This window comes from Streptomyces sp. A012304 (assembly GCF_026008495.1).
Lineage (GTDB): Bacteria > Actinomycetota > Actinomycetes > Streptomycetales > Streptomycetaceae > Streptomyces.
This window is the reverse complement of sequence record NZ_BQUN01000001.1, coordinates 86,670-111,489: the sequence shown is the minus strand read 5'-3', so window position 1 is coordinate 111,489 and position 24,820 is coordinate 86,670. Positions and strand designations below refer to the sequence as shown.

At 69.1% G+C, this 24,820-nt stretch carries 27 protein-coding genes; 12 read left to right on the top strand and 15 right to left on the bottom strand.

The features are described from left to right. Window positions 1-15 precede the first annotated feature (15 nt). The gene (locus ALMP_RS00505; RefSeq protein ID WP_264923829.1) at window positions 16-936 is read right to left on the bottom strand and encodes a hypothetical protein; all 921 of its coding nucleotides are present in this window, start codon (window positions 934-936) and stop codon (window positions 16-18) included. Between the two features lie 161 nt (window positions 937-1,097). Between ALMP_RS00505 and ALMP_RS00500 the strand changes: the two genes are divergently transcribed. The 3 genes from ALMP_RS00500 to ALMP_RS00490 all read left to right on the top strand — a co-directional run bounded on the left by ALMP_RS00500 (window position 1,098) and on the right by ALMP_RS00490 (window position 2,584). Next, a complete protein-coding gene (locus ALMP_RS00500; RefSeq protein ID WP_264923828.1) occupies window positions 1,098-1,613 on the top strand; it encodes a hypothetical protein in 516 nt (171 codons plus the stop codon). Between the two features lie 9 nt (window positions 1,614-1,622). Continuing rightward, a complete protein-coding gene (locus ALMP_RS00495) occupies window positions 1,623-1,877 on the top strand; it encodes a hypothetical protein (protein ID WP_264923827.1) in 255 nt (84 codons plus the stop codon). Between the two features lie 248 nt (window positions 1,878-2,125). After that, window positions 2,126-2,584 (top strand): hypothetical protein, encoded by a 459-nt coding sequence (locus ALMP_RS00490; protein ID WP_264923826.1) that lies wholly within the window; start codon window positions 2,126-2,128, stop codon window positions 2,582-2,584. A gap of 388 nt (window positions 2,585-2,972) precedes the next feature. On the opposite strand, the gene ALMP_RS00485 is transcribed toward ALMP_RS00490, so the two are convergent. Genes ALMP_RS00485 through ALMP_RS00475 form a run of 3 tightly spaced genes read right to left on the bottom strand, consistent with a single transcriptional unit; the run spans window position 2,973 to window position 4,278 of the window. After that, complete coding sequence (locus tag ALMP_RS00485; RefSeq protein ID WP_264923825.1) at window positions 2,973-3,443, bottom strand: hypothetical protein; 471 nt, start codon at window positions 3,441-3,443, stop codon at window positions 2,973-2,975. Further along, the gene (locus ALMP_RS00480; RefSeq protein ID WP_264923891.1) at window positions 3,440-3,841 is read right to left on the bottom strand and encodes an ATP-binding protein; all 402 of its coding nucleotides are present in this window, start codon (window positions 3,839-3,841) and stop codon (window positions 3,440-3,442) included. Before ALMP_RS00480 ends, ALMP_RS00485 begins: the two co-directional genes overlap by 4 nt. Window positions 3,842-3,849: 8 nt before the next feature. After that, window positions 3,850-4,278 carry a hypothetical protein gene (locus ALMP_RS00475; RefSeq protein ID WP_264923823.1) on the bottom strand — a complete coding sequence of 143 codons (429 nt, stop codon included), beginning with the start codon at window positions 4,276-4,278 and terminating at the stop codon, window positions 3,850-3,852. Between the two features lie 159 nt (window positions 4,279-4,437). Between ALMP_RS00475 and ALMP_RS00470 the strand changes: the two genes are divergently transcribed. From ALMP_RS00470 to ALMP_RS00460, 3 genes are read left to right on the top strand one after another with little or no spacing between them, the layout of a single operon-like run. Further along, window positions 4,438-5,541, top strand: coding sequence for a DNA-binding transcriptional regulator (locus ALMP_RS00470; RefSeq protein ID WP_264923822.1), 1,104 nt, complete (start codon window positions 4,438-4,440; stop codon window positions 5,539-5,541). A gap of 17 nt (window positions 5,542-5,558) precedes the next feature. After that, on the top strand, window positions 5,559-6,224 hold the full coding sequence (locus ALMP_RS00465; protein ID WP_264923821.1) for a YdcF family protein: 666 nt from the start codon (window positions 5,559-5,561) through the stop codon (window positions 6,222-6,224). Between the two features lie 19 nt (window positions 6,225-6,243). Then, window positions 6,244-6,957: a WbqC family protein gene (locus tag ALMP_RS00460; RefSeq protein WP_375803407.1), complete on the top strand. Its 714-nt coding sequence runs from the start codon at window positions 6,244-6,246 to the stop codon at window positions 6,955-6,957. Between the two features lie 90 nt (window positions 6,958-7,047). Here the strand turns inward: ALMP_RS00460 and ALMP_RS00455 are convergent, their stop codons facing one another. Beyond that, window positions 7,048-7,875 (bottom strand): sugar nucleotide-binding protein, encoded by an 828-nt coding sequence (locus tag ALMP_RS00455; protein WP_264923819.1) that lies wholly within the window; start codon window positions 7,873-7,875, stop codon window positions 7,048-7,050. 607 nt (window positions 7,876-8,482) lie between these two features. On the opposite strand from ALMP_RS00455, the gene ALMP_RS00450 reads away from it, so the two are divergent. Next, window positions 8,483-9,625 (top strand): ParA family protein, encoded by a 1,143-nt coding sequence (locus ALMP_RS00450; protein WP_007490505.1) that lies wholly within the window; start codon window positions 8,483-8,485, stop codon window positions 9,623-9,625. Further along, on the top strand, window positions 9,622-10,839 hold the full coding sequence (locus ALMP_RS00445) for a hypothetical protein (RefSeq protein ID WP_264923818.1): 1,218 nt from the start codon (window positions 9,622-9,624) through the stop codon (window positions 10,837-10,839). The genes ALMP_RS00450 and ALMP_RS00445 overlap by 4 nt, the downstream gene beginning before the upstream one ends. A 503-nt stretch (window positions 10,840-11,342) precedes the next feature. Here ALMP_RS00445 and ALMP_RS00440 read toward each other — a convergent pair. Further along, window positions 11,343-12,653, bottom strand: coding sequence for a Fic family protein (locus tag ALMP_RS00440; RefSeq protein WP_264923817.1), 1,311 nt, complete (start codon window positions 12,651-12,653; stop codon window positions 11,343-11,345). Window positions 12,654-13,571: 918 nt separating this feature from the next. On the opposite strand from ALMP_RS00440, the gene ALMP_RS00435 reads away from it, so the two are divergent. The 4 genes from ALMP_RS00435 (at window position 13,572) to ALMP_RS00420 (ending at window position 19,453) form a co-directional block, all read left to right on the top strand. After that, window positions 13,572-15,860, top strand: a complete 2,289-nt coding sequence (locus ALMP_RS00435; RefSeq protein ID WP_264923816.1) for a hypothetical protein — start codon at window positions 13,572-13,574, stop codon at window positions 15,858-15,860. A gap of 157 nt (window positions 15,861-16,017) precedes the next feature. Next, window positions 16,018-17,127 (top strand): bifunctional DNA primase/polymerase, encoded by a 1,110-nt coding sequence (locus tag ALMP_RS00430; protein ID WP_264923814.1) that lies wholly within the window; start codon window positions 16,018-16,020, stop codon window positions 17,125-17,127. Beyond that, window positions 17,124-18,638, top strand: coding sequence for a phage/plasmid primase, P4 family (locus ALMP_RS00425; RefSeq protein ID WP_264923813.1), 1,515 nt, complete (start codon window positions 17,124-17,126; stop codon window positions 18,636-18,638). The genes ALMP_RS00430 and ALMP_RS00425 overlap by 4 nt, the downstream gene beginning before the upstream one ends. Further along, a complete protein-coding gene (locus ALMP_RS00420; protein ID WP_264923812.1) occupies window positions 18,635-19,453 on the top strand; it encodes a DUF6009 family protein in 819 nt (272 codons plus the stop codon). The genes ALMP_RS00425 and ALMP_RS00420 overlap by 4 nt, the downstream gene beginning before the upstream one ends. 437 nt (window positions 19,454-19,890) lie before the next feature. Here ALMP_RS00420 and ALMP_RS00415 read toward each other — a convergent pair whose 3' ends face one another. The 9 genes from ALMP_RS00415 to ALMP_RS00375 all read right to left on the bottom strand — a co-directional run bounded on the left by ALMP_RS00415 (window position 19,891) and on the right by ALMP_RS00375 (window position 24,778). Then, window positions 19,891-20,331 (bottom strand): GFA family protein, encoded by a 441-nt coding sequence (locus tag ALMP_RS00415; protein WP_264923811.1) that lies wholly within the window; start codon window positions 20,329-20,331, stop codon window positions 19,891-19,893. Window positions 20,332-20,359: 28 nt separating this feature from the next. Continuing rightward, window positions 20,360-21,457, bottom strand: coding sequence for an NUDIX hydrolase (locus tag ALMP_RS00410; RefSeq protein WP_264923810.1), 1,098 nt, complete (start codon window positions 21,455-21,457; stop codon window positions 20,360-20,362). Window positions 21,458-21,467: 10 nt separating this feature from the next. Further along, window positions 21,468-22,283 (bottom strand): PIG-L deacetylase family protein, encoded by an 816-nt coding sequence (locus ALMP_RS00405; RefSeq protein ID WP_264923809.1) that lies wholly within the window; start codon window positions 22,281-22,283, stop codon window positions 21,468-21,470. Then, entirely contained in the window at window positions 22,280-22,444 is a 165-nt protein-coding gene (locus tag ALMP_RS00400) for a hypothetical protein (RefSeq protein WP_264923808.1), read from the bottom strand. The genes ALMP_RS00405 and ALMP_RS00400 overlap by 4 nt, the downstream gene beginning before the upstream one ends. Before the next feature lie 126 nt (window positions 22,445-22,570). Beyond that, entirely contained in the window at window positions 22,571-23,233 is a 663-nt protein-coding gene (locus tag ALMP_RS00395) for a 3'-5' exonuclease (protein ID WP_264923807.1), read from the bottom strand. Between the two features lie 185 nt (window positions 23,234-23,418). After that, entirely contained in the window at window positions 23,419-23,586 is a 168-nt protein-coding gene (locus tag ALMP_RS00390) for a hypothetical protein (RefSeq protein ID WP_375803406.1), read from the bottom strand. 127 nt (window positions 23,587-23,713) lie between these two features. Continuing rightward, window positions 23,714-23,977, bottom strand: coding sequence for a GNAT family N-acetyltransferase (locus ALMP_RS44280; RefSeq protein WP_375803405.1), 264 nt, complete (start codon window positions 23,975-23,977; stop codon window positions 23,714-23,716). Window positions 23,978-24,228: 251 nt separating this feature from the next. Beyond that, window positions 24,229-24,507 (bottom strand): hypothetical protein, encoded by a 279-nt coding sequence (locus tag ALMP_RS00380; protein ID WP_264923804.1) that lies wholly within the window; start codon window positions 24,505-24,507, stop codon window positions 24,229-24,231. Window positions 24,508-24,544: 37 nt separating this feature from the next. Continuing rightward, window positions 24,545-24,778: a hypothetical protein gene (locus ALMP_RS00375; protein WP_264923803.1), complete on the bottom strand. Its 234-nt coding sequence runs from the start codon at window positions 24,776-24,778 to the stop codon at window positions 24,545-24,547. Window positions 24,779-24,820: the final 42 nt, after the last annotated feature.

Here is a 24,820-nt window from a genome sequence, read left to right as displayed (position 1 = left end):
GATCCGTCCGTCGAATCAGCTGGCTGGGCCGGCCAGCCACAGCACCGGGGCGCGGCCGGTGTCCTGGGCCTTGGCGGGCGGCCAGTCGGCCGCGGGCTCGGCTCCGGCCACGACGGCCGCGTCGAACGGTGTCGTGCGTTCGGAGGCCAACCAGTCGGCCGCCGCCACCCAGAAGGCGTTCTTCTGCGCGACCAACCGAGCCGCCTCGTCGACGGCACTGCCCGGTGAAATGTCCGGGAGCGTCTCCGTGCCGAGGACCGTGTCGATCCCTGCCTGGAGGGACAGCACGGTTCGTCGGGCGGCCTCCGTCACGGTGCCGCCTTCCAGATGCAGGGGCTGGACGGGGATTCGGTCGAGGGCGGCGGTGGGGGCGACGTCCGGGGCGATGCGCAATTCGGCGCGCTGCTCTCGTTCGTCCCACTCCAGGTGGAGGAAGGCGCCCAAGGCGCCGTTGGGTGCCTCGGAGACGACGTAGAGGCCGTGGAGGGGCCAGCGCTGGGGCAGATCTGCGGGCATCCGGTCGCCCGCCTTCCTCAGCTCGAGGATCGTGGCGTCGTGGATGTTGACCATGTGGCGTCCTGCGGCTCGCCATGCTCCGATCGCTTGCAGTCTGGCTGCATCGCCTGCGGCCAGAGCGGCGAGTCCCGGTCCGGTGGCGCCGGGGGCTCGGGTGGTGCGGTGGGGGTAGTGGTCGGTAAGGACCTGCTGAACGTGGGTCACAGGGAGCCAGCACCAGGTCGGGATGGTGTCGCCGGCGGTGTCGCGCGCCTGGTCCAGGCGGTCGAAGACGCCGGGGAACTGTCGCTCGGCCTGCCTCTCGAGCTTTTCCAGCCGTGATGCGGCGGCCCGGTACATTTTGGGCACCCATCGGAACTGTTCGGCCAGTTCGCCGTCTCGGCGCTTGGCGAAGTTCTTGGCGTAGGTGTCGCGATCCATCACTGCCCTCGTGCGTGGCGGGGCGACGCCGACAACTGCGCCGCCCCGCCACTGTGCCGTACGCCGCTGACACTGGTGGTGGCTTTCCGCCAGGTCGCGGCTGTCAGCCGGAGGCCGGGTATTCGGCTCGCAGGTCGGCGATCAGCTGGGCTCGTTGCTCGGTGAGCGGCATCCGCCGGCGATGGCGGCCGCGGCTGACCGCGCTCCACCTCAATGTGCTGGCCCGGGTGGACGAGCACGGGGCACTGTCAGCTGTGGACCTGGCCCGTGCGCCGTTCAGCCAGGACCATCAGGACTCTCGCTGGTTGATGGTGCGGCTGGCCCACCTGTTCGACCACCACCTCATCGTCGGCGTGCGCGACGGCGGTGAGGAGGTCCGGGGGCGCGTGCGGGCCACCAGCGACCTCGAGCGGGACCTGGTCGCCCAGCTTGATGCGCTGCACACGCCGGGGCCGGTCTGGGACGGGGAGCGGGTGCTCGAACCCGCGCCGCCCTCGGGCTGGGCCGAACTGCGCGACAGGGCCGATCAGGAGGCTGCCCGGCTGGACCAGGAGGCAATGCGGCGGCGGGCGGATCATCCAGTGCCGGTCCCTGCGGTTGCTGGGGATAGCGGCCGGCACTCCGTCGTGGTGGATGATTCCCCGCCCGCAGAGGTCACAGCGACGGTGACTTCCTAGGATGAGCGGATGACTCGCTTCAGCGTGGACCTCCCGGTCCCCTCGATCGACAGCGAGTGGGCTCCTGAAGCGGCAGCCGCTCTGGTCGGCACACGGTGGCCTCTCAAGGCAACCCTCGTCGAAGGCCAGGTGGTGAGCATCCCCGCGCGCGTGGTCGGTGCGCAGACGTCCCCGGACGGAGTGACGATGCGGCTGGACCTGGAGACGGATGTCTTGATGGAGGGCAACTTCTCCGTCAGCAACATCAGCGTGGACGACGACTGACGCTGCCGTGCCCCCGTCTTTTGAGCCACGTGGCACCGGGCGGCGCACATGCTGCGCAGTCTTCCTCTCCGGTACGGGCGCACCGTAGGCGGTCGGAGCCCGGTACGTGGGCTGGCACTGGCAGGGCTATCTCGCGTGCGGTGGCCGCACGTTAGCGTGGTCCGGCGCCAGGGGGTCTGTTCGTTCGGGTGACGCTTGTGGCACCACGGCGACGCGGGCAGGCGACGTCTGACCGTAGGGTGCCTTGCATGCCCGACCTGACCGAACAGCAGACGAGTGAGCTGAGGGCGGCTGCCGCGGCCGCGGCCGTGCTCCCGTCCCAGCAGGCGGTGATTCCGGTGGTGTGCCGGATGGCCTCCGTGGACCCGGTGACCGGGCGGAAGGAGAACACCGCGTCGCTGCTGAAGCTCGTGCTGGGCGGTGAGGCGGACATGCGGGCCGCATTCGAGGTGGCCGGCCGGATGCTGGCCGGTGATGCCCGGCCTGATGGTCAGGTCGTACCCGTCGGAAGTGCCGCCGGTGATCCGATGATGACGCTGGCGTGCGACGTCATCCGGATGGGCATGCGCGGGGAGCCGGAGCGTGCATGGGCCCAACTCGAGCAGCAGCATCCCGCCCGGCGGGCGGCGGTCTTCTCCATTCTGATCTCCTTCCTCAACTACCACTTCGCGGGGCTCGACCCGCTCGCCCTGGCGGCTGCGGAGTAGGTCTTGCCGTGCGCGCGGCCGGCTCGGTCCGGGATCCGCCGGGCGAACGCGTGCCCGTGCAGGGCGGCCGAGGGTCGGCTGTGCTGGGGGCTGTGGACTTGCCGGTGCAGGTGGCTGAGGCGGGGATGGCGAGCGAGCTGCCCGCCGGGGCGGGCTGGGCGTTCGAGTGGAAGTTCGACGGTGACCGGGTGGGCCCGCCGGACGGGTTCCGGTCGTGAGGCGACGAGGACTGCCGGGGCGGCGCCGCTGTCGGCGCCGCGGGGGTGCCGGGCGGCCGGAAGGTGGCCGGCGCTGCTCCGCGTGAGACGTCTGCCCTGACCTGGAGCATTGGCCAGCTGCATCGCCCCGGCCCCGGGGTGCTTGCGGCCGGGCGGACGAGCTGGCGGGTTCAGCGGGTTCGGGCTCGGCCGAAGAGCAGCCGGTCGGTGGCGAGCGTGGCATCCAGGTAGGCGTCGATCCGCGCGGCGTCGGCGGTCTGCGGCAGCGGATCCAGTCCCAGAAGCAGGACCGCCTCTGCGTTGCGTGCGACCAGTTCGGTCCAGGGCCGGCGGGTGGGCAGCCGGAGCCGGCGGGAGACCCCGGGCACGTGCAGCAGCACCTGGTCGCCGACGATCTGCAGGCAGCGCTCCAGTTCCGGAACGACCTCCCGGGCGCCGGTCAGGCCTCCCAGGCTGGCGGACAGCCGCCGCATCCCGGCCTCGGCCGTCTCGGCGGTGCCCGAGCCGGTCAGGGCGGGAGCGCGGGTGATCAGGATATGCGCGGTCTCATGCCCGTCCGGGCGGGTGTCGGCCCAGGTCCAGGTGGCAAGGGACACCAGCAGCCGCAGATCAGGGGCGGGCGGCGTGAGCAGGACTGTCATGCTGTCGTGCCTCCCGCGGCCTTGAAGCAGCACCAGACGATCTTTCCGGTCGGGGTGCGGTCCTGGACTCCCCAGCCGTCGGCGAGCGCGGCCACGAGGATCAGGCCGCGTCCGGAGGTGTCGGTGTCGGCGGCCTGCCGGGCCTTGGGGTGCCGGCGGCGGCTGTCGTGCACTTCCATGCGCACGGTTTCCTCCTGGGCGTCGAGCTTGACCAGGAAGCCGTGTCCGGGAACGGTGCCGTGGACCATGGCGTTGGTGGCGAGTTCGGAGACGCAGAGGCGGATGTCTTCGACACGGTCCGGCAGGCCCCAGTCGGTCAGGGCCTCGGAGGTGAAGGATCTTGCCTGGCTGATCGACTCGGGGCGGGCCTCGAAGAATTGTTGGGTCGTCAGGGCCATCGTGGTCCTCATGACTCGGCGTCCAGGACGCGGGTGGTGCCGGGGTGGCGGTGGCGGACGGGACCGGTGCGGGCGGCGGCGTGGTGGGTGGTCCGGGGCTTTCGGACCAGCAGCAGCCGTGAGCCGGCCGCCTCGATCCGCCGCCTGCGTTCGGCGGCTATGGCCTTGGGTCCCAGGTGCGACATGGCCGGGGCGATCACGCCGTAGACGTCCGGCAGCGCGAGCACGTCGAGCAGCCCGGTGAACGCCGCCGAGGCGGCGCCCGCCGCGGTGTCCCGGTCGGTGAAGACGCCGGACAACTGCAGTTCGTGGCTGCGGCAGTACTCGGCGAGCGAGCCGACCAGTGCTTCCTGTCGTGCTGGGGAGACCCGCACCAGCCGCAGAAGGCCGTACACGACCGGGCCGTTGACCTGGCGCTGCTCGGTGAGGGGTTCCATGCTGGGGACCATCCAGAAGACTCGACAGAGAAGTGACGCTCTGAGCGTGGCCGCTGCCCAACTTGTCGCCAACCACCCGTCGTTCTACTTCCGTTCCACTTCCGTCCCGCCGCCTGCACGGACCGTGCTTCGATGACGGGTGGAAGGGAGTGACGACGCGTGGCGACGGTGCACCACTGGACCGGCCTGGAGGCCAAGGCCCTGCGGGGCGCTCTGCGCCTGAGCGTGCGGGCCTTCGCCCAGCAGCTCGGCCTGGCCGTCGCGACCGTGTCCAAGTGGGAGAGCAAGCTCGCCGACACCGCACCCCGCCCCGACACCCAGGCCATCCTGGACACCGCCCTCAGTCGCGCGGACGCCGCCGTCCACCTGCGCTTCGAGACGATCCTGTCCGAGATGACCAGCACCGGGGCGAGCGCCGGCCGGCACCGCGTAACCGCCTGCGGTCCCAGAGCCTGGGAGTACGAGAGCTGGGCCGACGACCTCGACCGCATCGTGGTCGCCCTGTCCCGGCAGAACTTCACCTTCGCCGACAGCCTCCTGAACCGGTGGCTCACCCGGTTCAAGGCGTCCGAGCTGGACGAGAAGGGCCTGTATCTCTTCGCCCGGTCCACCGCTCTGCTCGGCGACCTCAAACGCGACCAGGGCGCCGTGCTCGGCCCGCTGTCCGCCCGCCGCTCCTACGCCGACGCCCGCGCCATCTTCACCCAGCTCGACATCCCCCGCCGTGTCGCCCAGCTCGACCTCTCTCTCGCGGTCGTCACCGAGATGTCCGGCAAGCTGGAGCTCGCCGCCCGCCACTACGAAACCCTCGCCGTCGACGACCGGCTCTCCCGCCGCGACCGCGCCCGCGCGAGGCTGTGGGTGGGCACCTCGCTGAGCAAGGACGGTCAGCACGACTACGCGACCCGCGTCATGCAGGCCGCCACCCGCGACTTCGAAGACCTGACCGAACCGGACGACTGGTCGGTCGCCCACCAGAAACTCGCCCTGGCCCGACGCGGCGCCGGCGACCTCACCCAGGCCCTGCACTTCATCGATATCGCCCGCAGCAGCGGCACCACCGAGTCACCGATGCAACGCGTGCGACTGGACACCGCTCATGGCCACATCCTGCTCTCCGATCCGGCGACCCGGGATGATGGACACCTCGTCCTCGACCAGGCCGCCAGGCAGGCCGCGCAGTACGGACTCGTGCACCAACTGCGCAGCATCGAGGGCATCAGGGCCATGAGCGAGGGGCCGACCGGCCCCCGGCAACGGTGACCAGGGAGAACACACGCGTGAGCAACGACCAGCAGGCCATCACCGAGGACCAGTGGCGCCGGGCGAAGCTGATCTGGGACTACCACCAGATGCACCACGAGCTGCGGCCCGCCGACGCGGCGATCGGACTGGGCAGCCACGACCTCGGTGTCGCCACGCACTCCGCCGAGCTGTACCGCGCCGGTCTCTTCCCGACCCTGGTGTTCACCGGCGGCAACAGCCCGACCACCGCCAGGGTCTTCCCCCGGGGTGAGGCCGTCCACTTCCGCGAGCACGCCATCGAGCTCGGCGTCCCCGCCGAGGCGATCCTGCTCGAGCCGAACGCGGCGAACACCGGGCAGAACATCACCCTCTCCCGCGAGGTCCTCGCCGCCGCCGGCATCCGCGCCGCGACGGTGCTGCTGGTCTCCAAGCCCTACATGGAACGGCGGTCGTTCGCGACCGCCCGCAAGCTGTGGCCCGACGTCGACATCCGGTGCGCGTCGGAGCCGCTGGAGTTCGACGACTACCTGAAGTCCATCGGCGACGAGAAGCTCGTGCTGGACATGCTCGTCGGCGACCTCCAGCGGGTCATCGAGTATCCGAAGCTCGGCTTCGCCATCGCCCAGGAGGTCCCGGAGGACGTGCATGCCGCGTACGAGTCCCTCATCCGCGACGGCTTCACCAGCCGCCTCATCTCGTGAGCTGTCCGAACTGGGCGGGCTGTGCGCGGTCCATCAGCCGAACCTCTTTCCCCGGCTGAGCACGCTGGCCAAGCTGTTCGCGGCGGATACCTGGATCGTCCTGGACGACGTCCAGTTCACCCGCCGCGACTACCAGCACCGGGCCCGTCTCGCCGACCTCGACGACCCGGCCCGCCAGCGGTGGCTGACCATCCCCACCCGCCTGCCCAGCGGGCGCTCCACCCTCATCCGGGACGCGCTGATCGACGATCCAGTTCTCGCGCGCCGCAGGACCGAAGGCATGCTGCGCCAGCACTACGGGAACAGCCCCCACTGGCCGGCCCTCGCCCAGGCTCTGGCTCCGGTGCTGGGCGCCTTCGGCACCGAACGGACCGCGGCCGTCGCCGAGACGTCCACCCGTCTCCTGCTGGACCTGCTCGGCTGGCGCGGGCAGATCCTGACCAGTAGCAATGTGCCCGCCCGGCCGGACCGCTCCCAGCGGCTCGCCGACCTGGCTGCCGCGACCGGTGCCCGCGCGTACCTGTGCGGGACGGGCGGCATGACCTACCTCGACCCCGCTCCGTTCGAGGCACAGGACATCGCCGTTGCGCAGTTCCGGCCGCCGACGACCGGGATCTGGTCCACCGGCCGACGCGTCAGCGCCCTGTGGGCGCTGGCGGCGCTCGGTCCGCAGACCGTGGCCGCCCGCTGCCGCGCACTCGCCGCGGCGCCCGAGGCCATGCTGAAGGCCTGACCCGGCCGCTCCCCTCACCGAACCGGTTCGGCCCGTGATGGGACGGGACGAGCCGGAACCAAGCCTCCCCAGCCAGAAGGCCCCTGGCGCTCAGGTCCTGGCTGCGAGGAAATCGCGAGCGCCGCGCAGCGGGGTCCGTAGTTTGCGCTGGGTAGCACGGCTATCGAGACGAACGTCGAGAGCACCGGGAAGCGCCACGTCGGCCCGCAGGCCCGGAACCAGCCGAGAGGCGTCGAGCCCGTCACGTCGGGCAATGAGTAGCCCAAGCTCGTGCCGACTGACCGCGTGCGCACCCCCGAGATGATGCACACCACGCTCGTCAGAAGCGGCAAGTTCCAGCAGGGCCGCCGCCAGATCGCCAACGTGGACGGGACAGCGGAAGTCGTCGGTGAACAGCACGCCGCTCCGACGGCCGGCCACGAGGTCGTGAACGAGGCGGACGTGTTCAGAGCCGATCCCCCCGATGATGAGCGAGGTCCGGGCGATGACCGCGTCGGGCGTCAGGTAGCGGACGCTGGTCTCGGCCGCGGCCTTCGCAGCGCCGTAGGGGGTAACGGGGTCGGGATGGCAGATCTCGTCGTAGAGGCCACCACGAGTGCCAGAGAAGACTGCGTCACTACTGACGTGAACCAACCGACAGCCGTACCTCGCCGCTGCCAGTGCGAGACGCGCCGGCCCCTCGGCCGTGACCTCCCAATCCGCCCCTCCGCTGGTCGCATTGATGATCACGCTCGGCACAGCCTCGGCGACCACCGCGTCCGCACGATCGGGGTCGCGCAGGTCCAGAGCGTGCCATGTGACGGGGGAACTACCCGGCCTGGTCGCGTAGGTAGCCGCGATGGTCCGACCGTCTGCCGCCGCCTGGCGCACCAACTCAGCTCCGAGAAACCCGCTGCCACCGACAATCAGGACCGTCATGTTGCGTAACCGTAGACGGCCGGGCCGCATTGCGGAGGTGGTTGCGGATGCCCGCGCCTGGCGGCATTGCTCCGGTGGTGACCTTCGAGGGTGTCGCACCCGTCCGCTGCTCGGTCGATCCCTTGCATAGCTGCACGTTCGAGCGCCGGTGAATGTGTAAATGAATAAAGATTGCGCCTTTGTGAAGGCCCCGTTGCGCGGTCAGCGGTGCAGATACTGGCGCATCGTTGCCCGCTGCAGGATGGAGAACGACGCACCAGTCGAGCCTCGACAGACTTGAGTCTAAGTTGACACCCACTCTGACCTGCACTTTCACAGAATCACAATCTTTATTCACTTACACATTCACCCAGCAGGAACCATTTGAACCTACCCGTCAACAGAGGGGGAGGTCGGCGAGGAGGGGGGTCGCGCGGTCCGGGGAGTCCAGCATGGAGCCTCGAAGCGAAGGAGCCTCCGCCACCACCCCTCTAACGGTCCGTGACACGCGTGACCGTCTCCGTGTACCGTGCCCGATGCAACCGAAGGGGTACATGCACGATGAGGACGCTTTCTTCACGAGCACCGACGTGTGCACCCTGACGCATCAGAGATCAGTGGAGGAGCCTTGGACGAGTCCTTGGATGCGCCCGTACAGAGGACGCTTGATGACCTACTGGAGCTCGTGAGCTTCACGGACTTGAAGAGTCGTCTGGAGGTAGTGCGACGCTTCCCGGCTCATTACGAAGATGAGCACGATGAGATGCTGGCCGAGGTGGTGCGCCAGATTCGACCCTACCTTCGGAACGTCATCGGGGTCACCATCGGAAAGGGAGGCCAGGGGAAGACGACTCTCTCTGCGAACATGGCAGGCATGCTCGCTGCAGAGCAGGAGAAGCTTGCGGAGCAGGGAAAGAAGGCACTGCCGATCCTGCATCTCGAGCTCGACCTTCAAGGTGACGGCCTCTCTCACGACTTCGGTCTTGCCCGCTCCAAGTTCAACGACAGGGGTGCGGCCCTCGCAAGTGCTGTCACCAATGACGGGCCCCTCCACGTCATCAAGACTGATCGCCAGTTCCTGCATGTTGTCCCTGCCGGCGCCAACAATGCGCGGATCACTGATGCACTAGGGGCACTTGTTGCCACGCACGGGCGGGCTGCCCACCTCTTGCTCGCTCTCCTGTTGGCTCAGATCAGCCATCTGTACCGCTGGATCGTCATCGACTTCTCGCCTGGCGATCGGAGCCTGCAGCAACTCGGCCTGGCCGCGGCGACGCACCTCACTGCTCCGTTGATGGACTCGGACAACGCGTCCGTCAGCGGTCTTGCGAACCTCGCTGTGTTGGCCAAGAGCACCCGTAAGACCAACCCTGAACTCGGCGTGGCGGCCATGTGCTTCCTGGGCTTCAGGAAGGTACAGGGGAAGCCCACCAGCGACCTGACCATCGTCTGGCAGAAGCTCGGCAGGGCTCTCCAGCAGTACAACGTCTCACCCGATGTCATCCTCGAGGACTATGTTCGCGAAGGCCGCGTACTAGCTAAAGAGGCTCGCAACTCCGGCATGCTCGCCCACGAGTTCGCTAGGGCAGCCGCTGGTCAGTGGATTGACCCGCGAACAGGAGAGGTCGCAGAGCGTCCCAGGGATGAGAACGGACGCCTCATTGACGCCAAGCGGGCCATTGAGCTCGCAAACGACCACGCAGCCATGGCTCGCGCGGTAATCACCAGGGTCCGTGCCCGTAACCAGCAGCTGAAGGAGGCCACCGCATGAGCAGCGGGCCCAGCAAGGATTCGGCCAAGAAGGGCTCGGGGAGGTCACGAGGAGGCTCCGCGGCGCAAGGCAAGGGAGCATCCAACCTGAAGATGCCCGACCTCGACTTCGGCGGCTTCGGTGATGCCGACGAAGACGAAGAGCTGACACCGGGTCTGCCCGCAGACGTCTTCGGGGCCGCACCTGTAGCGTCCTCACCGGCTGTAGAGAGCCCGGTCGAGTCGAAGCCTCCGCTGGTACCTCACCAGCCCGTCGAGGAGCCGGGGTCTGCCCCCCAAACTCCCGCTGAGCAGGAACTCAAGGCACCAGCTGTCCCCCCGGCCAGCACCGAGATCCCTGCCGACACCCTTCTCGCGGCTCCAGAGGAAGCTGATGGTCGCAGCGAGCTGAAGGCAAGCACGCCCGAGGGCGCTGGCCCAACCACCCAGCCTCCGGTTGCCGAGCCCATCCCGAGCCGGTCAGCTCCGGAAGCAGCTCCGCCCGTCGATCCAACCCCGGCGTCGGCCGCCGTGGCGCGTCGAGAGTCGACGCATGCCGTTGCCAGTTGGGGGGCATCCACCGGTCTGCCGGCGCGACGACCGCGTCGCAACAGCTCTAAGCCCTTCACGGCTGACCAGCGGCAAGAGAATCGCGAACAGAGCATGCGGGAGCTGTTCGAGAAGGCTCCGCGTTATGCATCACTTCTGAATACGTACGCGGTGGTGAAGAAGACCGATTCGAAGCCGCGGAACATTCAGCTGTACGGCCTTACGTTTGAGCGAACCGCCACTCAGATCGCCATCGATACGGCGGTCATGGCTCGAGTCACGCCGCGTATGCCGACGCCCCGGCTCATCGCGGGGCACTATGTGGACACTGCGCTTCAGGGGGCGCTCTCCGCGCTCAATCCCGCAGAGGCTGACGCGGAGCGCATCGAGGACGAGAAGGATGTCGTCTTCGCGTTGGCGGACCGGGCCATCGCCTATCGGAACTACATCGCCGATGACGAGTACGCGTCCCAGCTGCGGCACAGCCGAACCATCTGTCCCCTGACCGAGTCTGGGGACGCGCTCCTGACACGGCTGATGACGCTGCTGCGGACCATGCCGTCTGTGAAGGTCCAGCCCTTCGAGATCGTGAGTGTGGCGGTCTCGGACCTCCTTGACGGCATGGCCCAGGAGCAGGACGCCTTCGAAGGATTCCTCGCGCGCAGCGTGGCAACGAGTATCCAGTAACCGATGTGGGCATCCGGGCGCGAAGGGTTGTGGCGACCTCGTAGCCGCCGTGGGTTTGGTCGCCAGCTGGGGCCCGGCCTCTTCTCTCTGAGGGGGCCGGGCCCCGGCGCGAGGTAGGTGGAGCCGCCGGGGTTGCATGGCGGCTGTGGGCGAGTGCGACGGGCGGCCTGTCAATGGCAGCACCCGTGGTTTCGTAGCGGCGCCGACTGGCTTGGTTCACAAGCCCCGGCGCGGGCCAGTGTCGATGGTGGCCGCGCGGCCTGCCGAGACTTGCCTCTTGAGGGCTGGCCGGCCGCGCATGGCTGGGTAGAGGCCACGTCTGCCCGCTAAGCGCGACGTGCAACACGCTGTGGCTTGCAGCAGGGCAGAAGCAGCAGCCGTGCAGTTACCCATTACTATGGTCAGAGCGGCACGCAGCGGCTCCGTTACTTTAAGTGACGCTTTCCTTTAATCAGGTGCCAATCGCGTTAAAGGAAAGCGCCCCGAAGGGGTCCCGCAGCCCTTCATGGTCGATCGGCCGATTCGACCTCGAGGTCCGGAAAAGACCACTTCGTGTATGTAAGGCGCCTCTCGGCCCCGTTGATGAGGTCGAGTACATCACTGGCCAGGAAGGCTCGCGTGCCCCGTTCGGCGTCTTTCACCTGAACGATGCCAGCACCTGCCAGCTCCTCCAACGCCTTGGACGCGGAGACAAACGATGTCTTGAGCAACGATCCGGCCGCGCGAGCCGTGAGGACCGGGACACCCGGAAGCTGTTCCATCAGCCGCACCACTGCCGCACCCTTCCGCGGGTGAGGCCTCAGTCCACAGCTCTCTCGATAGTTCGCAAGGCGGGCCTGCCACAGGTCCCTCATTTGGCCAAGCTCATCTGTGAAGCGCCGCGCCTCGGCGACGGCGTCACGCGTGGCCGCCAAGAACACTCGGATCCAAGCCTCCGTTCCGTCCATCGCTGCAGCGCTGTCTGCACTCCCGTTGTATCGGTACGCCTCCAGGCCGGCAATGTACTCACGAGCATGCGCGAGGAGAGACATCGAGATTGGCAGCACGTGCCCTACAGCCAGACCCTGACGAGCAAGCACGGTGTGGATCAAGGCGCGCCCCGTCCTCCCGTTACCGTCCGTGTACGGGTGAATGGTCTCGAATTGAGCATGCACGAGCGCAGCTTGAACTAGGGGCAGCGGCTGATCCTCCGAGATGAACGCCGCGAGGTCCTCCATGAGTGGGCCTACCAGTTCCGGGGCGGGCGGAACGTACTCCGCCCCATGAGGGCCGTACGCATTGCCCCCAACCCAGTTCTGAACCTCACGGAGCTTGCCGGCCAGGTCGTGCTGTTCGGTCTCTACCATGAGGGCGGCCTGCAAGCCGTTGATGTCATCAACAGTCACGCATGGGGTGCTGGTCAGTGCTGTGACGGCCTTACGCAGAGCAAGGACGTTGTTCACGACCTCCCGCGCACTATCGCCGATTCCGGCCCGCGGTTCATCGCCGGCCTTGGTCGCGAGCATCAGCTCAAGGTGTGCGATCGCCCGGGCCGATGCGACAACGCCTTCGATCCGCGATGAGGCAACTGCCTCAGACCGCAGAAGGAACCGCGCGAGAGACTCGAGGTGAGGGCTGGTGGGCGCTGAGTCGTTGAACTCTCGAACCAGCTGGTCGACCTCAGAGACTTCTGCCGCGAGTTCCGCCGAGAGACGGACTTGTCGCCCGCGGAGGTAGTCAGGTGTATACGCAGCGTAAGCGCGGGGTTGCTGTTCGCTGACGCCAGGGGCGAGGCCAGGCTGTGATTGCCAGCGCCGCTCCGTAAACCTTGCCACCAGACACGCTCCAAAGGTTCAACCTCGGGCCGATCCATTTAAGGATAGTCTGTGCCCGTGATGTTTGGTTTGATGCTAGGGGACGGTGCAGTCGGCGCGGCTTCCGCGCTGGCTGCCATGCCCTCTCCATCTGGCCCGGTGTCACACGCCTCTCGACTTGTGGAAGCGCAGCCACGCCTTCACAGCACCAACAGGGAGATCCCAGCCAGGGTCACCCAACGAGAGCGCGAAAAAGGCGACCCGCAGGTCGCCTCGTGGGGCGACTCAGCCAAGTCGCCCATCGCCACTGCTCGGGGTGCCACCCCGAGCCTCCACATGTCCATCACATCAGCCCGACGCTGTCGGCCCGACTTGCCGATCCACGGAGCCACCCGTGTTCGGCGAGGGGAGGAAACACCAACGACTTGACCTGACCCAGCCGTCCATGACGGTTACAAACCTCACCCCCGCTGACCAGGCAATTTGATGTCCTAGGCCGAGCGGTCGGTCGTTTTGTGCCTTCATCCCTGTGTTGTTCTGGAGCAGATCATAGCCGCCAGCCGCAGGGCTAGTCCCGTATTGCCAAAAAGAGACTCATGCGAGTCTCCGCCGGACTATGCCCAAACCACACCAAAAAGGCCGCACGAGCCTGATCGAGGCACGCCCGCTCATCGCTGGCCATTGACCTTGTCCAGCGAAGCTGCGGCACTTGCGCTTCGCCAACCGCTGCTGCTGCGAGACAGCATGCGGCAGCGACTCTCGGTCGCCGTTGCGAGCTTGCTCTCAGACCAGTCGCTTCACCGACGTCCTGCGGCAGAGGCCCTGGCAGCTGTAGTGCTGTTGGCGAAGTCACCAGCGGGGGGGTCGCGGCTGGAGCTGTCGGCGGGTGAGCTGGCCCGGTGGCTAGGCGTGTCGGAGTCGCTAGTTGATCACCGGGTCTTGCCGGGCCTGCGTCATTCCGGCGCGGTATCGACCGAAGTGGTGACAAGAACCGTGGACCGGGTACGACGAGTGGCCGGCCTGCGTTGGGAACTGTTGCCGCTGACGGCCGCGCACTCTCGTCGGGGTCATCCGCTGGTGCTGGAGAAGCGTGAGTTGGCCGTTCTGCTGTCGTTGTGCGAGGCGCTGTTCGCGCCGGGGTGGGCGCCGGTGGGCAAGCCCGCGACGGCAGCTGGTCTGCTCGGCGAGCGGCGGGGGCGGGGGGCGGCGCGTGAGCGGCTGGCTCTGTTGCGGCTCGTGCTGGCGGCGCGGCCTAACGGCCGGGTGCGGCTTGTTGGCGGGGCTGTGGCGAGGGGGTTCGACCGTGCTGATGCGACGGTTGCCCGGTTGCTGGGGTGTTCGCTGGCGGAGGCGGCTCAGGTGGTGGACGGGATGGTTCGCCAGGGGCTGTTGGAGGTTCCTGGCCGGGGGGTGCCTGGGGCTCGGGTGAAGTTGGTGGTCCCGGCGGTCGCGGCCGCGTACGGGCGCGAGCCTGCTGAGACGGTGCGGGCGGTGCCCGGCGGCTATTCAGGCGGGGAGACGCCGGAGGACGAGGTATTGAGCGGCGAGGTGCGGTGCTGCGTGCACTGCACGGAACCTGTGGACGAGCCGGATCCCGGGGAGCCGGGGGAGGGGTGGGTCCAGGGGAGGTTCTTCGAGGTCCTGGACGGCGGTCAGCTGGACGAAACTGGTGCACTCAGGGATCAGGAGAGCGCCAAGGGCTCGGAAGTTGAGCCTGAGGTTGCGGTTGACCTGCATAAACGTGAGACCTTGGCGACATCGGAAGACGAGCTTGGCGGTGCACTACACCACGCCGACCACGCTTCGGTGGTTGCTCAGGGTGGTTCTAGTGCAGCTTCGTCTCGCTTTTCCGGCGAAGCCGCATCGGGGTCCTCAACGTTGCCGGGACGCGCGGGCGGGCGCGAGGAACAGCCGCACACGGTCGTCGACGCGGCTGATGCATGCAGTGGGTCCGGTGGCCCGCTGCGCGGGGAACAGCACCAGGAGGTCGGCGGCCAGACCGGTCAGGGAGTAGTGCCTCCGGCGGCTGGCCGGGGAGTGCCGTTGCGGTGGTCGTTGCCGCGGGGGCTGGAGCGGGTGCTGGCGCCGGTGCACTTCGAGTGGGCCCGCATCGGGCGTTCCGGGGGACGGTCCCGTGTCCGGGCGGCGGTAGCAGCCGAGTTGCGTCGCGTCGGCGGGGTCGTCGGGCCGGAGCGGGCCGAGGTGGTGTTGGCCGAGCGACTCGAGAGGAGGCTGTTTGCCCAGCAGGGTCAGCCGGTGCGGGATCCGGTCGGCTGGTTCCTGGGCCGCGGGCTGCCGCAGCGGGCCGAGTGCTACGCGACCTCGTGCGACGACGGCGTGCGGATGGACACCGGGCTGGTGTGCTCCAGCTGCGAGCTGCTGATCGGCGACCGGAGGGCCTTGCGTAGGCAGGTCGCGCGCGCCATCACCGAGGCAGAGCCCCATCTGTCGCCCGAGGAGTTCCGGGCGAAGGTGGAACGGCGGCTGAGCCTGGAGGTCGCCCGGCAAGCGGCCGAGGCTGCCGTCTGTCGGGAGCGCGCCGTGGTGGAGCGGGCGCGGCGCGAGGAGACGTGGGCCCGCCACCGTAAGGAGCTGGCGGAGGCCGAGGCGGTGTTGGCGGCGCGCCCGTGCGGGGTGTGCGGGGTGCCGGAGGCCGGCGGGCTGTGCCTGGTGTGCTCACAGGTGCGTACGGCCCAGCAGGCCTTGGAGCGCGCCGCCGAGATCGCGGCCGCGGTCAGTGGCCCCGTTCACGACCTGGGTGAGGTGGCCCGTCGGCTAGCCAGCTGCCGGTCCCGGCTCGAGGATGCGGCCCGCCGGGCGGAGCAGCGGGCGCACGAGCAGGGGATGCCGGAGGCCGTGGTGGCCTGGGAAGTCCGAGAGAGGGCCGAGGCGTTGCTGCGCGAGGAACGCGAACGCGCCCTCGCCGTCCTGGCGGTCTCGGCGGAGGCGCAGGAGGAGACCGAGCGGGTGAGGGCAATCGAGCGGGCCCGGCGGCGTGACGAGCAGCAGGCTGTGGCCGCCGGAGAGGTAGCCCGGCGGCGGTGCGCGGAGGCGCTGCTGACGCAGCAGCTCGGTCACGTGCGCACCGCCGTCCAGGCGCCGAACCCGGAGCCGATCGGCGGCTGGCAGGAGCGGCTGGTCGCTTTGGCGCAGCGTCCCCTCGTCGGTGAGACCGGGATGCCGCCACAGTGCGCCAGCGAGAGCCGGAAGGCGGTGAGCGCGGCGTGAGCCAGGTGCCGGCCGTGCTTCGGTCCGGAACGCGGGCGCCGGAAGCCCCTGTTCTGGGACTCGACGAGGGTCGGTGGTGTTGGGTGAGCGGTGCATGGACGGCCGCGGTGTTTCGGAGCGGTCCCGCGGTCGGCGGGTGCCGGGGAAGGTAGGCGAGGTGAGTGCGGGCGAGGTCGAGCCGGTGCGGGTCGCACGCTGGTTCGCGGGGCGCGGGTATCCGGTCTTCCCGCTGGCGCCGGGCCGGAAGACGCCGATGCGGGGCTGCCACCGGTGCAGCCAAAACAGTGCCGAGTACGTGGCGCACCCCGCGCAGGAGTGCGCGTGCCTGGCTCGGGGCGGGTTGTGCCACGGCTTCTACGCCGCCACCCTGGACCCCGACTTGATCGAGCACTGGTGGACGGTGGGCGACCGCGGCGTCGCGGTGGCGACCGGCCCCGCGAACCTCGTCATCGTCGACGTCGACTGCCACAGCAGCACCCCGTCGCAGCAGGCCGACCAGCTGCTGCCCGGAGTCGACCTGACACCCGCCCAGGTCGCTCAGGTGAAGGACGGGGTCGACGTGCTCCGCCTGCTCGCCCAGAGCAGGAACCAGCCCGACCCGAGCACGGGCGAGCTGACCATGACGGTGCGCACCCCGAGCGGAGGACTGCACCTGTGGTTCCGTGCCCCGGCCTGCACCGCGTGGCGCGGGTCGGCCGGCGGCGATCACCACGGCCCGGTGCTGGGCTGGCAGTTGGACGTACGGGCCCGCGGCGGCTACATCGTGGCACCGGGAACGAGCACCGCGGCCGGCACGTACCGGGTGGTGGGGGAGCGCCGGGAGCCGGTGCTGCTGCCGAGCTGGCTCGCCGGTGAGCTGACCCGCACCGGTCACCTCCTGCCCGGCGCGGCCGACGAGCGGGAAGAACCAAAGGTGCCCAACCGGGCCCGGGCCGCGGCGCTCACGGCCCGGCGGAGGAGTGGCAGCGGCGGGTCGTCGGAGCCTGGGCGATGGGCGGAGCGGACGGCCGCTACCGTGCTGGACGCCGTCGCCGACTGCGGCCGCGTCCCCGAGGGCGCGGGCTGGTCCGGCGTTCTCAACCGGGCCGCGTTCACCCTCGGCGGCCTGGTCGCCGGCGGCCACATAACCGAGGAAGCGGCGCGCACGGCGCTGCTCGACGCCGCCCTTCGCGCCCGGCCGGCCAAGCAGGCCGCGGCCTTGGGCATCATCCGATCCGGTCTGGCCGCGGGCACGCGGCAGGCCCTGCACCCGAGAGACGAACGATGACGACCACCGATGCGGCCGCGGCCGGGGAGACCGCACCCACCGTGCCGGCCAGCCGCGCGCCCGGCCCCGACACACCGACCGCGGCGCCGCCCGTGTCCGGGCCCAGCGCGGCGGAGCCGGAACTGCTGATCCCGCGGTCCCTGACCGACCGGGGTAACGCCGCGCTGTTCCAACGGCTGTACGGCGAGGACTTCCGCTACGTGCCCGGCATCGGCTGGTACCGGTGGGCCGACTACCGGTGGGCGATCGACCTGGAGGCCCGCGCGGTCTCAGAGGCGGCCTTCGAGCTCGGCGAGAGCCTCGCCACCCGCGACCCCCAGGAACGCTTCACTCGTCAGCAGCTGCGCCGACACATCAACCGGACCCTCAACGACCAGGGCAACCAGGCCCTGATCCGGGTCGCGAAGAAGATGCCCGCCTTCCACCTGCCGGCCGACAAACTCGACGCCGACCCGTACGCACTGTGCACACCGGACGGCGTGGTCGACCTGCGCACCGGCGTGCTCCGCCCGGCGCACCCAAGCCAGTTCCACACCCGGGCCGCACTGTGCGCGCCGCACGAGATGCCAACCCCACTGTGGGACAAGTTCCTCACCGACACCTTCGGCCCCGGCCCGAAGGGCGCAGCCCTGGCCGGCTACATGCAGCGCGTCATGGGCTACACGATCACCGGCCTCACCTCCGCGCAGATCCTCCCCTTCCTCCACGGCCAGGGCGGCAACGGCAAGAGCGTGCTCGCCGCCGTCGTGCAACGCCTCCTCGGCGACTACGCCGACACCGCCCCGCACGACTTCCTCATGGCCAAGCCCTACTCCGACCACCCCACCGAACTCGCCGATCTCCAGGGCCGGCGGCTGATCGTGTGCAGCGAACTCAACCCCGGCGCCCGCTTCGACCAGGCCCGCATGACCCTGCTCACCGGCAGCGACCGCATCAAGGCGCGCAAGGTCCGCCAGGACTTCTTCAGCTTCTGGCCCACCCACACCCTCTGGCTGCTCGGCAACCACCGTCCCGCAGTCCCCGCCGGTGGCCGCGGATTCTGGCGCCGCCTGCGCCTGGTCCCGTTCGAGTACACCGTCAGCCGCGTCATCACCGACCTCGACGTCCACCTCGTAGAAGCCGAGGGCCCAGGCATCCTCCACTGGATCATCCAGGGCACCTTGAAATACCTCAACGGCGACGACCCGCACCTGAAGAACTCCGACGCCGTCACCGCCGCCACCCGCGACTACGCCCAGGCCGAGGACACCTTCGGCCGCTTCCTGTCCGACTGCTGCAAACTCGGCGACCCCTCCGCCCTACGCACCGAACAGCGCACCCTGCGCCTCGCCTACGAAGCCTGGTGCGAGGACGAAGGCGTCGACCCCATCAAGCCCCGCCACTTCGGTGAGAAGGTCCGCCTGGCCATCCACCACCCACCCGGCACCAACCTGCCCACCTCCAACGGCCGCAAGATCTACAAGGGCATCGAGATCATCAACCCGCCCGCTGGCCTCCAGGGACCGTCATGACCGAGCCCACCGACCACGACGAGAACAGTCCCTGCCCACGAAAGGCCAGGTCAAACCCCATGAACCCCCGCGTCCAGGGACCAACAGAGACCGACTTCCGCAATGTATCCCCCACGGAGAACGACGACACCACACCAGCGCCACACACTTACGGAGAACAGTCCCTTTCCGTCCCTCACCCCCGCATCGAATCAGGTTTGACCTGCGAAAACACGGCAGGGACCGACGAAGGTACTCACCAGGGACCGAACACCACCAAGAGTTCCGCCGCACCCACCACACGCCTGACCCCCGAGCAGCTGGCCGCCGAGACCGAGATCGTCTGGACCGTGCCGATCGACGACCTCGACTACGTCCGCGAGAGCCTGGACATCACCAAACGCCGCTCCGGAAAGCCCCCGTACCACCAGCCCGGCCGCCTCGTCGGCTACGCCAACCTCGCCCCCAACACCACCGCCACCCGCGACTCCGGCCGCTACGACCGCCGCACCTTCTGGCTCCTTCCGCGCGACCGCAGCGAATCTGACGACTCCCCCTACACCACCTACGCGCCCCTCGAAGCGGTCGACCCCCGCACCGTTGCGCCCGGCTGCCCAGGTCGCCTTACTCGCCGAGCTCTGCGAGGCGCCGGGCCTGAGCCTGGCCTAGATCCCAACGACTTCTCGCAGTCGTCGCTAGAGCCGGAGAGGCCGGGAACAGAGGCCCCAGGCGACCGAGAAGTGGCTGCCCCGGGCGAGGAACGAGATGGTGTGCAGCACCCACGACACGGAGCCCCGGCAGGAAGCACTGACAGCCCTAAGGAAGAACGCACGTAACTCCGGCTGATCTCCCCGGTCATCCGTGGCGTTTGAGGAGCCCGCCACCGCAGAGGTGATCGAGACCATCTGCCAGCAGGTCTTCGAAGCCTGGCCTCGTTCACCACCGCCAAACGAAGGACCAATTCCCGCAATAACCAGTGCGACTCCGCCCCTGCCATCCGTGGCCGAGCGGCTGCGCGCCAAGCACGGCCCGGAGCTCAGCCTCGGCGAGGACTGCGGCCTGCCCGACGACCTCGTGGTCGAGGATCGACCCCGGCGCCCACCTGACCCTCGGTAACTGGGTTTCGATCCGCTGCGGCTCCATCATCCAGGTCCACCGCGGGGCCACTTTCGTGCGGTCTGGTCCTCGCCGGCGAGCGGCAAGGCCGCCGTGCGCGGAGCGACACGCGAAGAGAAGCCGCAGCCATGCGAGTTGGTGTGCAGGGCGGAGGTGGTCAGCTGGCCGCGCTGGCCTCTGTCTTCGCGACCGAGGGCAGCCATTGCACGGCGTTGTGATGGAAGGACGCGTGGATCGGGACGAGGTCTTCGCCGTTGGTGTCGTCGAGGGCCGTGACGTTGATGCCGATTTCCGGGATGTCCCGGTCGATCGCTGCGACGCGGCTGCCACAGGTCGGGCAGAACCCACGCTTCGCCTCACCGGGGAAGGTCTCGTACCAGGTTGGCTCGCCATCCTCGCCGATCCAGGCGATCGTTTTGAAGCCCACCCACCACATCACGGGGGTGCCGCCGAGCTTTTGGCAGTGTTCACATTCACAGGTGTGGGGGAAGACTGCCGGGCCCTGGGCAGTGAAGCGGATACGACCGCAGAGGCAACCGCCGGTGCGATCCTCGGCTGACTCGGTTCGCTGGGTGTCGGAGGTGGGGATGGCGTTCATCAGCTTCTCGATTCGTGAGGTGGGGGAGCTACCAGGAAGTGGGGTCGGTGAGTTCGGTGACGGGCTGGTGAGTGGCTTTGGGGATGCCGAGGAGGACTCGGGCCTGATGCGCAGCTGAGAGCTGCTCTTCTGCCGCGGATGGCCCCCAGTCGAAGAACTCCAGGGCCTGCTCGGGGGTGGCCAGGATGCGGACGTAGGTACGACCGGTCGCCGGATCGACCGAGGCAGCGTCGAGGCTCTTGAGGACGGCGGCGTATCGGGCTCGCGCACACGAGGCGTCGGGGTCGGACAGGTACCCGAGGTACCGGAAGCCGGCGAGCTCTGCTGCAGCTTCCTCCCGGGCTTCACGGACGGCGGTGGCCACGGGGTCGCCGCCGTCTTCGGGTTCTGGGGTGCCACCGGGTAGGACGGCTGCACCGGTGTCGGGTTCGAGGAGGACGAGGACTCGCCCGTCCGGGGCGAAGGCCCATACCCAGGACTGGCGGACCGGAAGGTTGGCGGGGGTGGGGGCGGGGTGGAAGGCCAGGTGGTGGCGGGCCCGGGCGGTGCGCAGGATTCCGACTCGGTCGAGGACGGTGGGCGCGATCGGGATTCCGTCCTCCAGGAAGACGGGTCCGGCGCCGTTGATGCGGGCGCGGAGTGCGGACAGGGCGCGGCGGGCGTCATCTGGAGCCATCAGCGCGGGAAGGTCAGCAGGTTCGACGAACTCGATGTCGTCGATCTCGCCTGGTGCGGGCCGGATTGCCGCGATCTGGTCGTCGTCCCAGACACCGCCGTCGAAGACGTGGAGGAGCTCGCCTGGGAATCTCATGGCCGGGGGCGTTGTCCGGCCGGTGGGAGAGACCCAGTCGACGGCCAGTCCTCGGGTGATAGTCGCCGTGACGCCGAGCTCCTCTGTGAGCTCGCGGCCGGCGCCCCGGGCTGGGGGCTCGCCCTTGTCGAGGGCGCCGCCGGGAAGCAGGCGAGTGGGCCGGTAGCTGATGCGCTGGACCAGGATCTGACCGCGCCGGTTGGTGATCAACACGGAAGTGCCGGCCCACAGAGCATGCGACGCGCGCAGTGACCCGTACGCCTCATCGCTCATCGCCACGCTGGGACGTTCGTCGGGGGCAGAAGTCGTGGTCATCTCTCTCCGATCATCGGGGGCTTGCTCGTGGGCGGTGAAGGTGTGGTGGGGGGCAGGTGGTCAGCTGGGCCGGGGCGCCCTTCGTGGGACCGGGGGTGAGGCGGGTGAAGTGTTCGGTCTGGATGATCTGGGTGCGGTCTGCTTCGGGGAGGCGGGCGAGGATGCCGGGCAGGGGCCGCTCGCGCGCGACCTCGCCGCGGTGCGCGAGGATCGCCTTCCACTTCTCGTTGGCCCAGGGGGTGACGTCGACGCTGGTGGTCACGTACGAGTCCGGCACCGCGAGTACCTCCTTTCCGACCCCTTCGAGGAGCCTGCGGAGCGGGTCGACGCCGGACTCGGGGTGCGTGGCGGCGTACAGCGCGACCGGCTGCCAGGGCGGGCCCGCTTCGGGATGCAGGTGGGCCAGTCCGGCGGCTTCAACGGCGAGCAGCGTGATCTGGTGGGTGCGTACGTGGTCGGGGTGGCCGGTCAGCTGGCCGACCGCGTCGTGGGTGACGACGATGTCGGGACGGAAGTCCCGGATGTGGGCAACGAGGCGGCCGATGGCCTCATCGAGGGGTGCGTCGACGAGCCGGGGCTGGCCGGGCGCGGCCCCGGGGTTGCGGGCGTCGTTGTAGCCGAGCAGGCGTGGGTAGCCAGCGCCCAGGACGGCAAGGGCGTCGGCGAGTTCGGGCGCTCGGCGGCTGTCGGGGGCCCAGGTGGCGGTGACGACCGCTGTGCGGGCGCCGGCGGCGTGGTGCTGCGCGAGCACACCGCCGGCAAGAAGGCTTTCATCGTCAGGGTGAGCGAACACCCCCAGCAGCGACGGCAAAGATGGGTGGTTCATGGCGACGGGGTCTCCTCGAGGCGGTGGACGGGAGGGAACTCGGCCGGATCGCCTGCGTCGCGCAGCGCGTTGACGCCGGCGTCGCGACCGCCGGGGATACCGAGGTTCTTGGGCAGGCACGCGGTGGCTGCGTCCGGAGCGGTGAACACCAGCGTGGTCATGGACAGTTACCTCATCTCGCGTCGATCTGATCAGCAGCCTTGGGTTGGCAACTAGCACGGCCGGCTCTACGAGCACTAGCCCTGAAGAGGCTGACCGCGTCGCCTCCCTCCTGCCGAGACGCTGCTTCAGAACAAGGCACGTTGCTCCGCTTCAGGCACCGGTCGACGACTGGGCTGCAATCCGGCGACCGCGTCCAGTTCGAGGAGGGTGCTCCACCGCCCGTCGGCGCATCCGTCGTCCAGGAGCCGGGCCAGCACCTGGGGGGTGACCTCGACATCCGGCATCGCCCGGTGCCGTCCGGCAGGCTTCGGGATGCCGTAGTAGCCGAGCAGGCCGTCCAGCCCATAGGAGCGGAGTCCGGGCACCACGGCCTTGGCCAGACGCAGCGTGTCCAGCAGTGGCGTGCCCCCGAGCACGGGACAGTGCTCGGCCTGTCGGCCGATGATCCCGGCCTCTGTGAAGGCATGGTGGGCGATCAGCCGGTACGGCGGCGCGGTCAGGTGGGCGTCGAGCCGCGCCAGCACTTCGGCGGCCGGACGTGCCGTGGACAGCATCTGCTGCGTGATGCCCTTGAGCTGAACGTCCCGCGCGGTCACGGGAACGTCGGCGGGCGGCCGCATCAACTCCTCGAACCGGCCGACCTCCACCAACCGGTCGCCTACGGGGCGCAGGGCCAGCGCCGCGACCTCGATCGGCTCGGCAGGCCGTCCCGCCGGCGTGAGGCCTTCGAAGTCGACCACCAAGAACGTCGTGGCGGCGAAGCGGGGATCGTTCACCAGCGCTTTCACGGTGCCACCTCCTGCCGGTACGCCCCGGCATCCGAGCGGGTGCGGCAGTAGGAGACACAGATCCCTCGGGTGCGGTTTTCGATGTTTGGCACCGGATGCTTCCTTCTGGTCACGGGGTCAGGGCCGCAGGGCCTAGCAGCGCAGAACGTCGAGGTCGGCGGTCCCTCCGCAGGACCAGCCGGTCGTCAGCAGTGCGGCGTCAAGGGGTGAGATCCCGAGCTGCTGGAGGGTTGGCTGGTGGTCGTGCGGCGGCCGGCGATCTCGGTGACGACCCAGAGGACTCCGCCGGGCGCGAGGATGCGCCGGATCCGGTCGAGGAAGGTCGGCTTGTCGTCGATCCATCGGTAGACCAGGCGGCAGGTGATGAGGGCATAGGCGGGGTGCGCAGGAGCGGTGAGGTCGACGGTGGTGATGTCCAGGCGGACACGACGGCCTTCGGCAGCGCCGCGGCGTACTTCTCGGGATCGAGCCTCTTCTCGTTCATCGCGCGCCCTCGTCCTGGGCCTGCGGGGGCTTCGTCATCCGCATGAGGGCCGGATCGCGCGCGAAGCCGAACTCCCCATACAGCGGCGCGGCCTCCTTGCTCGCGTGCAGCTCGTAGAGCGTGACCCCCTCGCGCTCCAGCACGTCCAGCAGCGCGGACACGGCCGCCCCGGCGAGGCCCCGCCGCCGGTGGGCGGGTTCGTCTTGCGGATCGCGGAAGAGCTGGCCACGGCCTTCGGCAGGCTTCCAGGCCCGCCGCAGCTTGGTTCGATGGGCGTCAATGAGTTCCCTCTCGTGGACATGGCGGTCGTGTCGTCGTGCTCAACGACGCCGCACCGAGTTCGAACACCTGCGCTTTCGGACGGGTTGGACACCCCGGAGTTGTGCGGATTCTCGAAGGTGTGTGCTGCAACGACCCCTGCCGCGCAAGAGCACACGCCCGGTGGCGGGTTGGCCGAAACGCCGACGCTCAGGCAGAGGCGTTAGCAAGGTGGGCCTCTTTGACTCGCGGCTCAGGGTCTGGGGCTAGCAGCGGTGCGCTGCGCGGTCAGCAAGACCGCCGCGAGGGTGCCGGCTTCGGTGATCCGACCGGCGCCGCACATCGCTACCGCATCCTCCAATGCGACCCAGCACAGTTCCATGTCGGCCTCACTCGCGTCCGGATGGTGTTCACCGATACTCAAGTGCCGTGCAAGGAAGAGGTGCTCACGCGTGCGCGCGCCAGCAGGCATCCGCGACATCGTCGTCAGCGGTTCGACCTCGGCGGCACGGATGCCCGCTTCCTCGGCCAATTCCCGGCGTGCAGCCGCCCGCGGATCCTCGCCGGGCTCATCCGCCGCCGGGGCACATCAGCAGCCGCTGACCGCACACGTAGACGTTCTCTTCCACCAGAGCGATCCGGCCTCGGTCGTCGAGAGCTACAACGCGCACGCCGTCGACCGACTCGGTGTACTCGTAGGTCCCCAGACTCTGGTCTGTGCGCCTGACCGAATCGCGGCGCACCACCACCCGGACTCCCGCGTACTGAACGGTCGACGAGACCGTAGTCCGGCCGCTGATCATGCGTACTCCTCCAAGTGACGGTGCTGTACCAGCAGATGCGTT

Excerpts from the sequence above, each read along its gene's own strand:
- ALMP_RS00475 (WP_264923823.1), bottom strand. The coding sequence starts at position 4,278 with ATGGAACCCCTCACCGAGCAGCGCCAGGTCAACGGCCCGGTCGTGTAC.
- ALMP_RS00400 (WP_264923808.1), bottom strand. The coding sequence starts at position 22,444 with ATGACCACGCTGGTGTTCACCGCTCCGGACGCAGCCACCGCGTGCCTG.
- ALMP_RS00410 (WP_264923810.1), bottom strand. The coding sequence starts at position 21,457 with ATGACCACGACTTCTGCCCCCGACGAACGTCCCAGCGTGGCGATGAGC.
- ALMP_RS00405 (WP_264923809.1), bottom strand. The coding sequence starts at position 22,283 with ATGAACCACCCATCTTTGCCGTCGCTGCTGGGGGTGTTCGCTCACCCT.
- ALMP_RS00480 (WP_264923891.1), bottom strand. The coding sequence starts at position 3,841 with ATGGCCCTGACGACCCAACAATTCTTCGAGGCCCGCCCCGAGTCGATC.
- ALMP_RS00375 (WP_264923803.1), bottom strand. The coding sequence starts at position 24,778 with ATGATCAGCGGCCGGACTACGGTCTCGTCGACCGTTCAGTACGCGGGA.
- ALMP_RS00445 (WP_264923818.1), top strand. The coding sequence starts at position 9,622 with ATGAGCAGCGGGCCCAGCAAGGATTCGGCCAAGAAGGGCTCGGGGAGG.
- ALMP_RS00415 (WP_264923811.1), bottom strand. The coding sequence starts at position 20,331 with ATGAACGCCATCCCCACCTCCGACACCCAGCGAACCGAGTCAGCCGAG.
- ALMP_RS00495 (WP_264923827.1), top strand. The coding sequence starts at position 1,623 with ATGACTCGCTTCAGCGTGGACCTCCCGGTCCCCTCGATCGACAGCGAG.
- ALMP_RS00505 (WP_264923829.1), bottom strand. The coding sequence starts at position 936 with ATGGATCGCGACACCTACGCCAAGAACTTCGCCAAGCGCCGAGACGGC.
- ALMP_RS00485 (WP_264923825.1), bottom strand. The coding sequence starts at position 3,443 with ATGACAGTCCTGCTCACGCCGCCCGCCCCTGATCTGCGGCTGCTGGTG.
- ALMP_RS00490 (WP_264923826.1), top strand. The coding sequence starts at position 2,126 with ATGCCCGACCTGACCGAACAGCAGACGAGTGAGCTGAGGGCGGCTGCC.
- ALMP_RS00420 (WP_264923812.1), top strand. The coding sequence starts at position 18,635 with ATGACCGAGCCCACCGACCACGACGAGAACAGTCCCTGCCCACGAAAG.
- ALMP_RS00425 (WP_264923813.1), top strand. The coding sequence starts at position 17,124 with ATGACGACCACCGATGCGGCCGCGGCCGGGGAGACCGCACCCACCGTG.
- ALMP_RS00455 (WP_264923819.1), bottom strand. The coding sequence starts at position 7,875 with ATGACGGTCCTGATTGTCGGTGGCAGCGGGTTTCTCGGAGCTGAGTTG.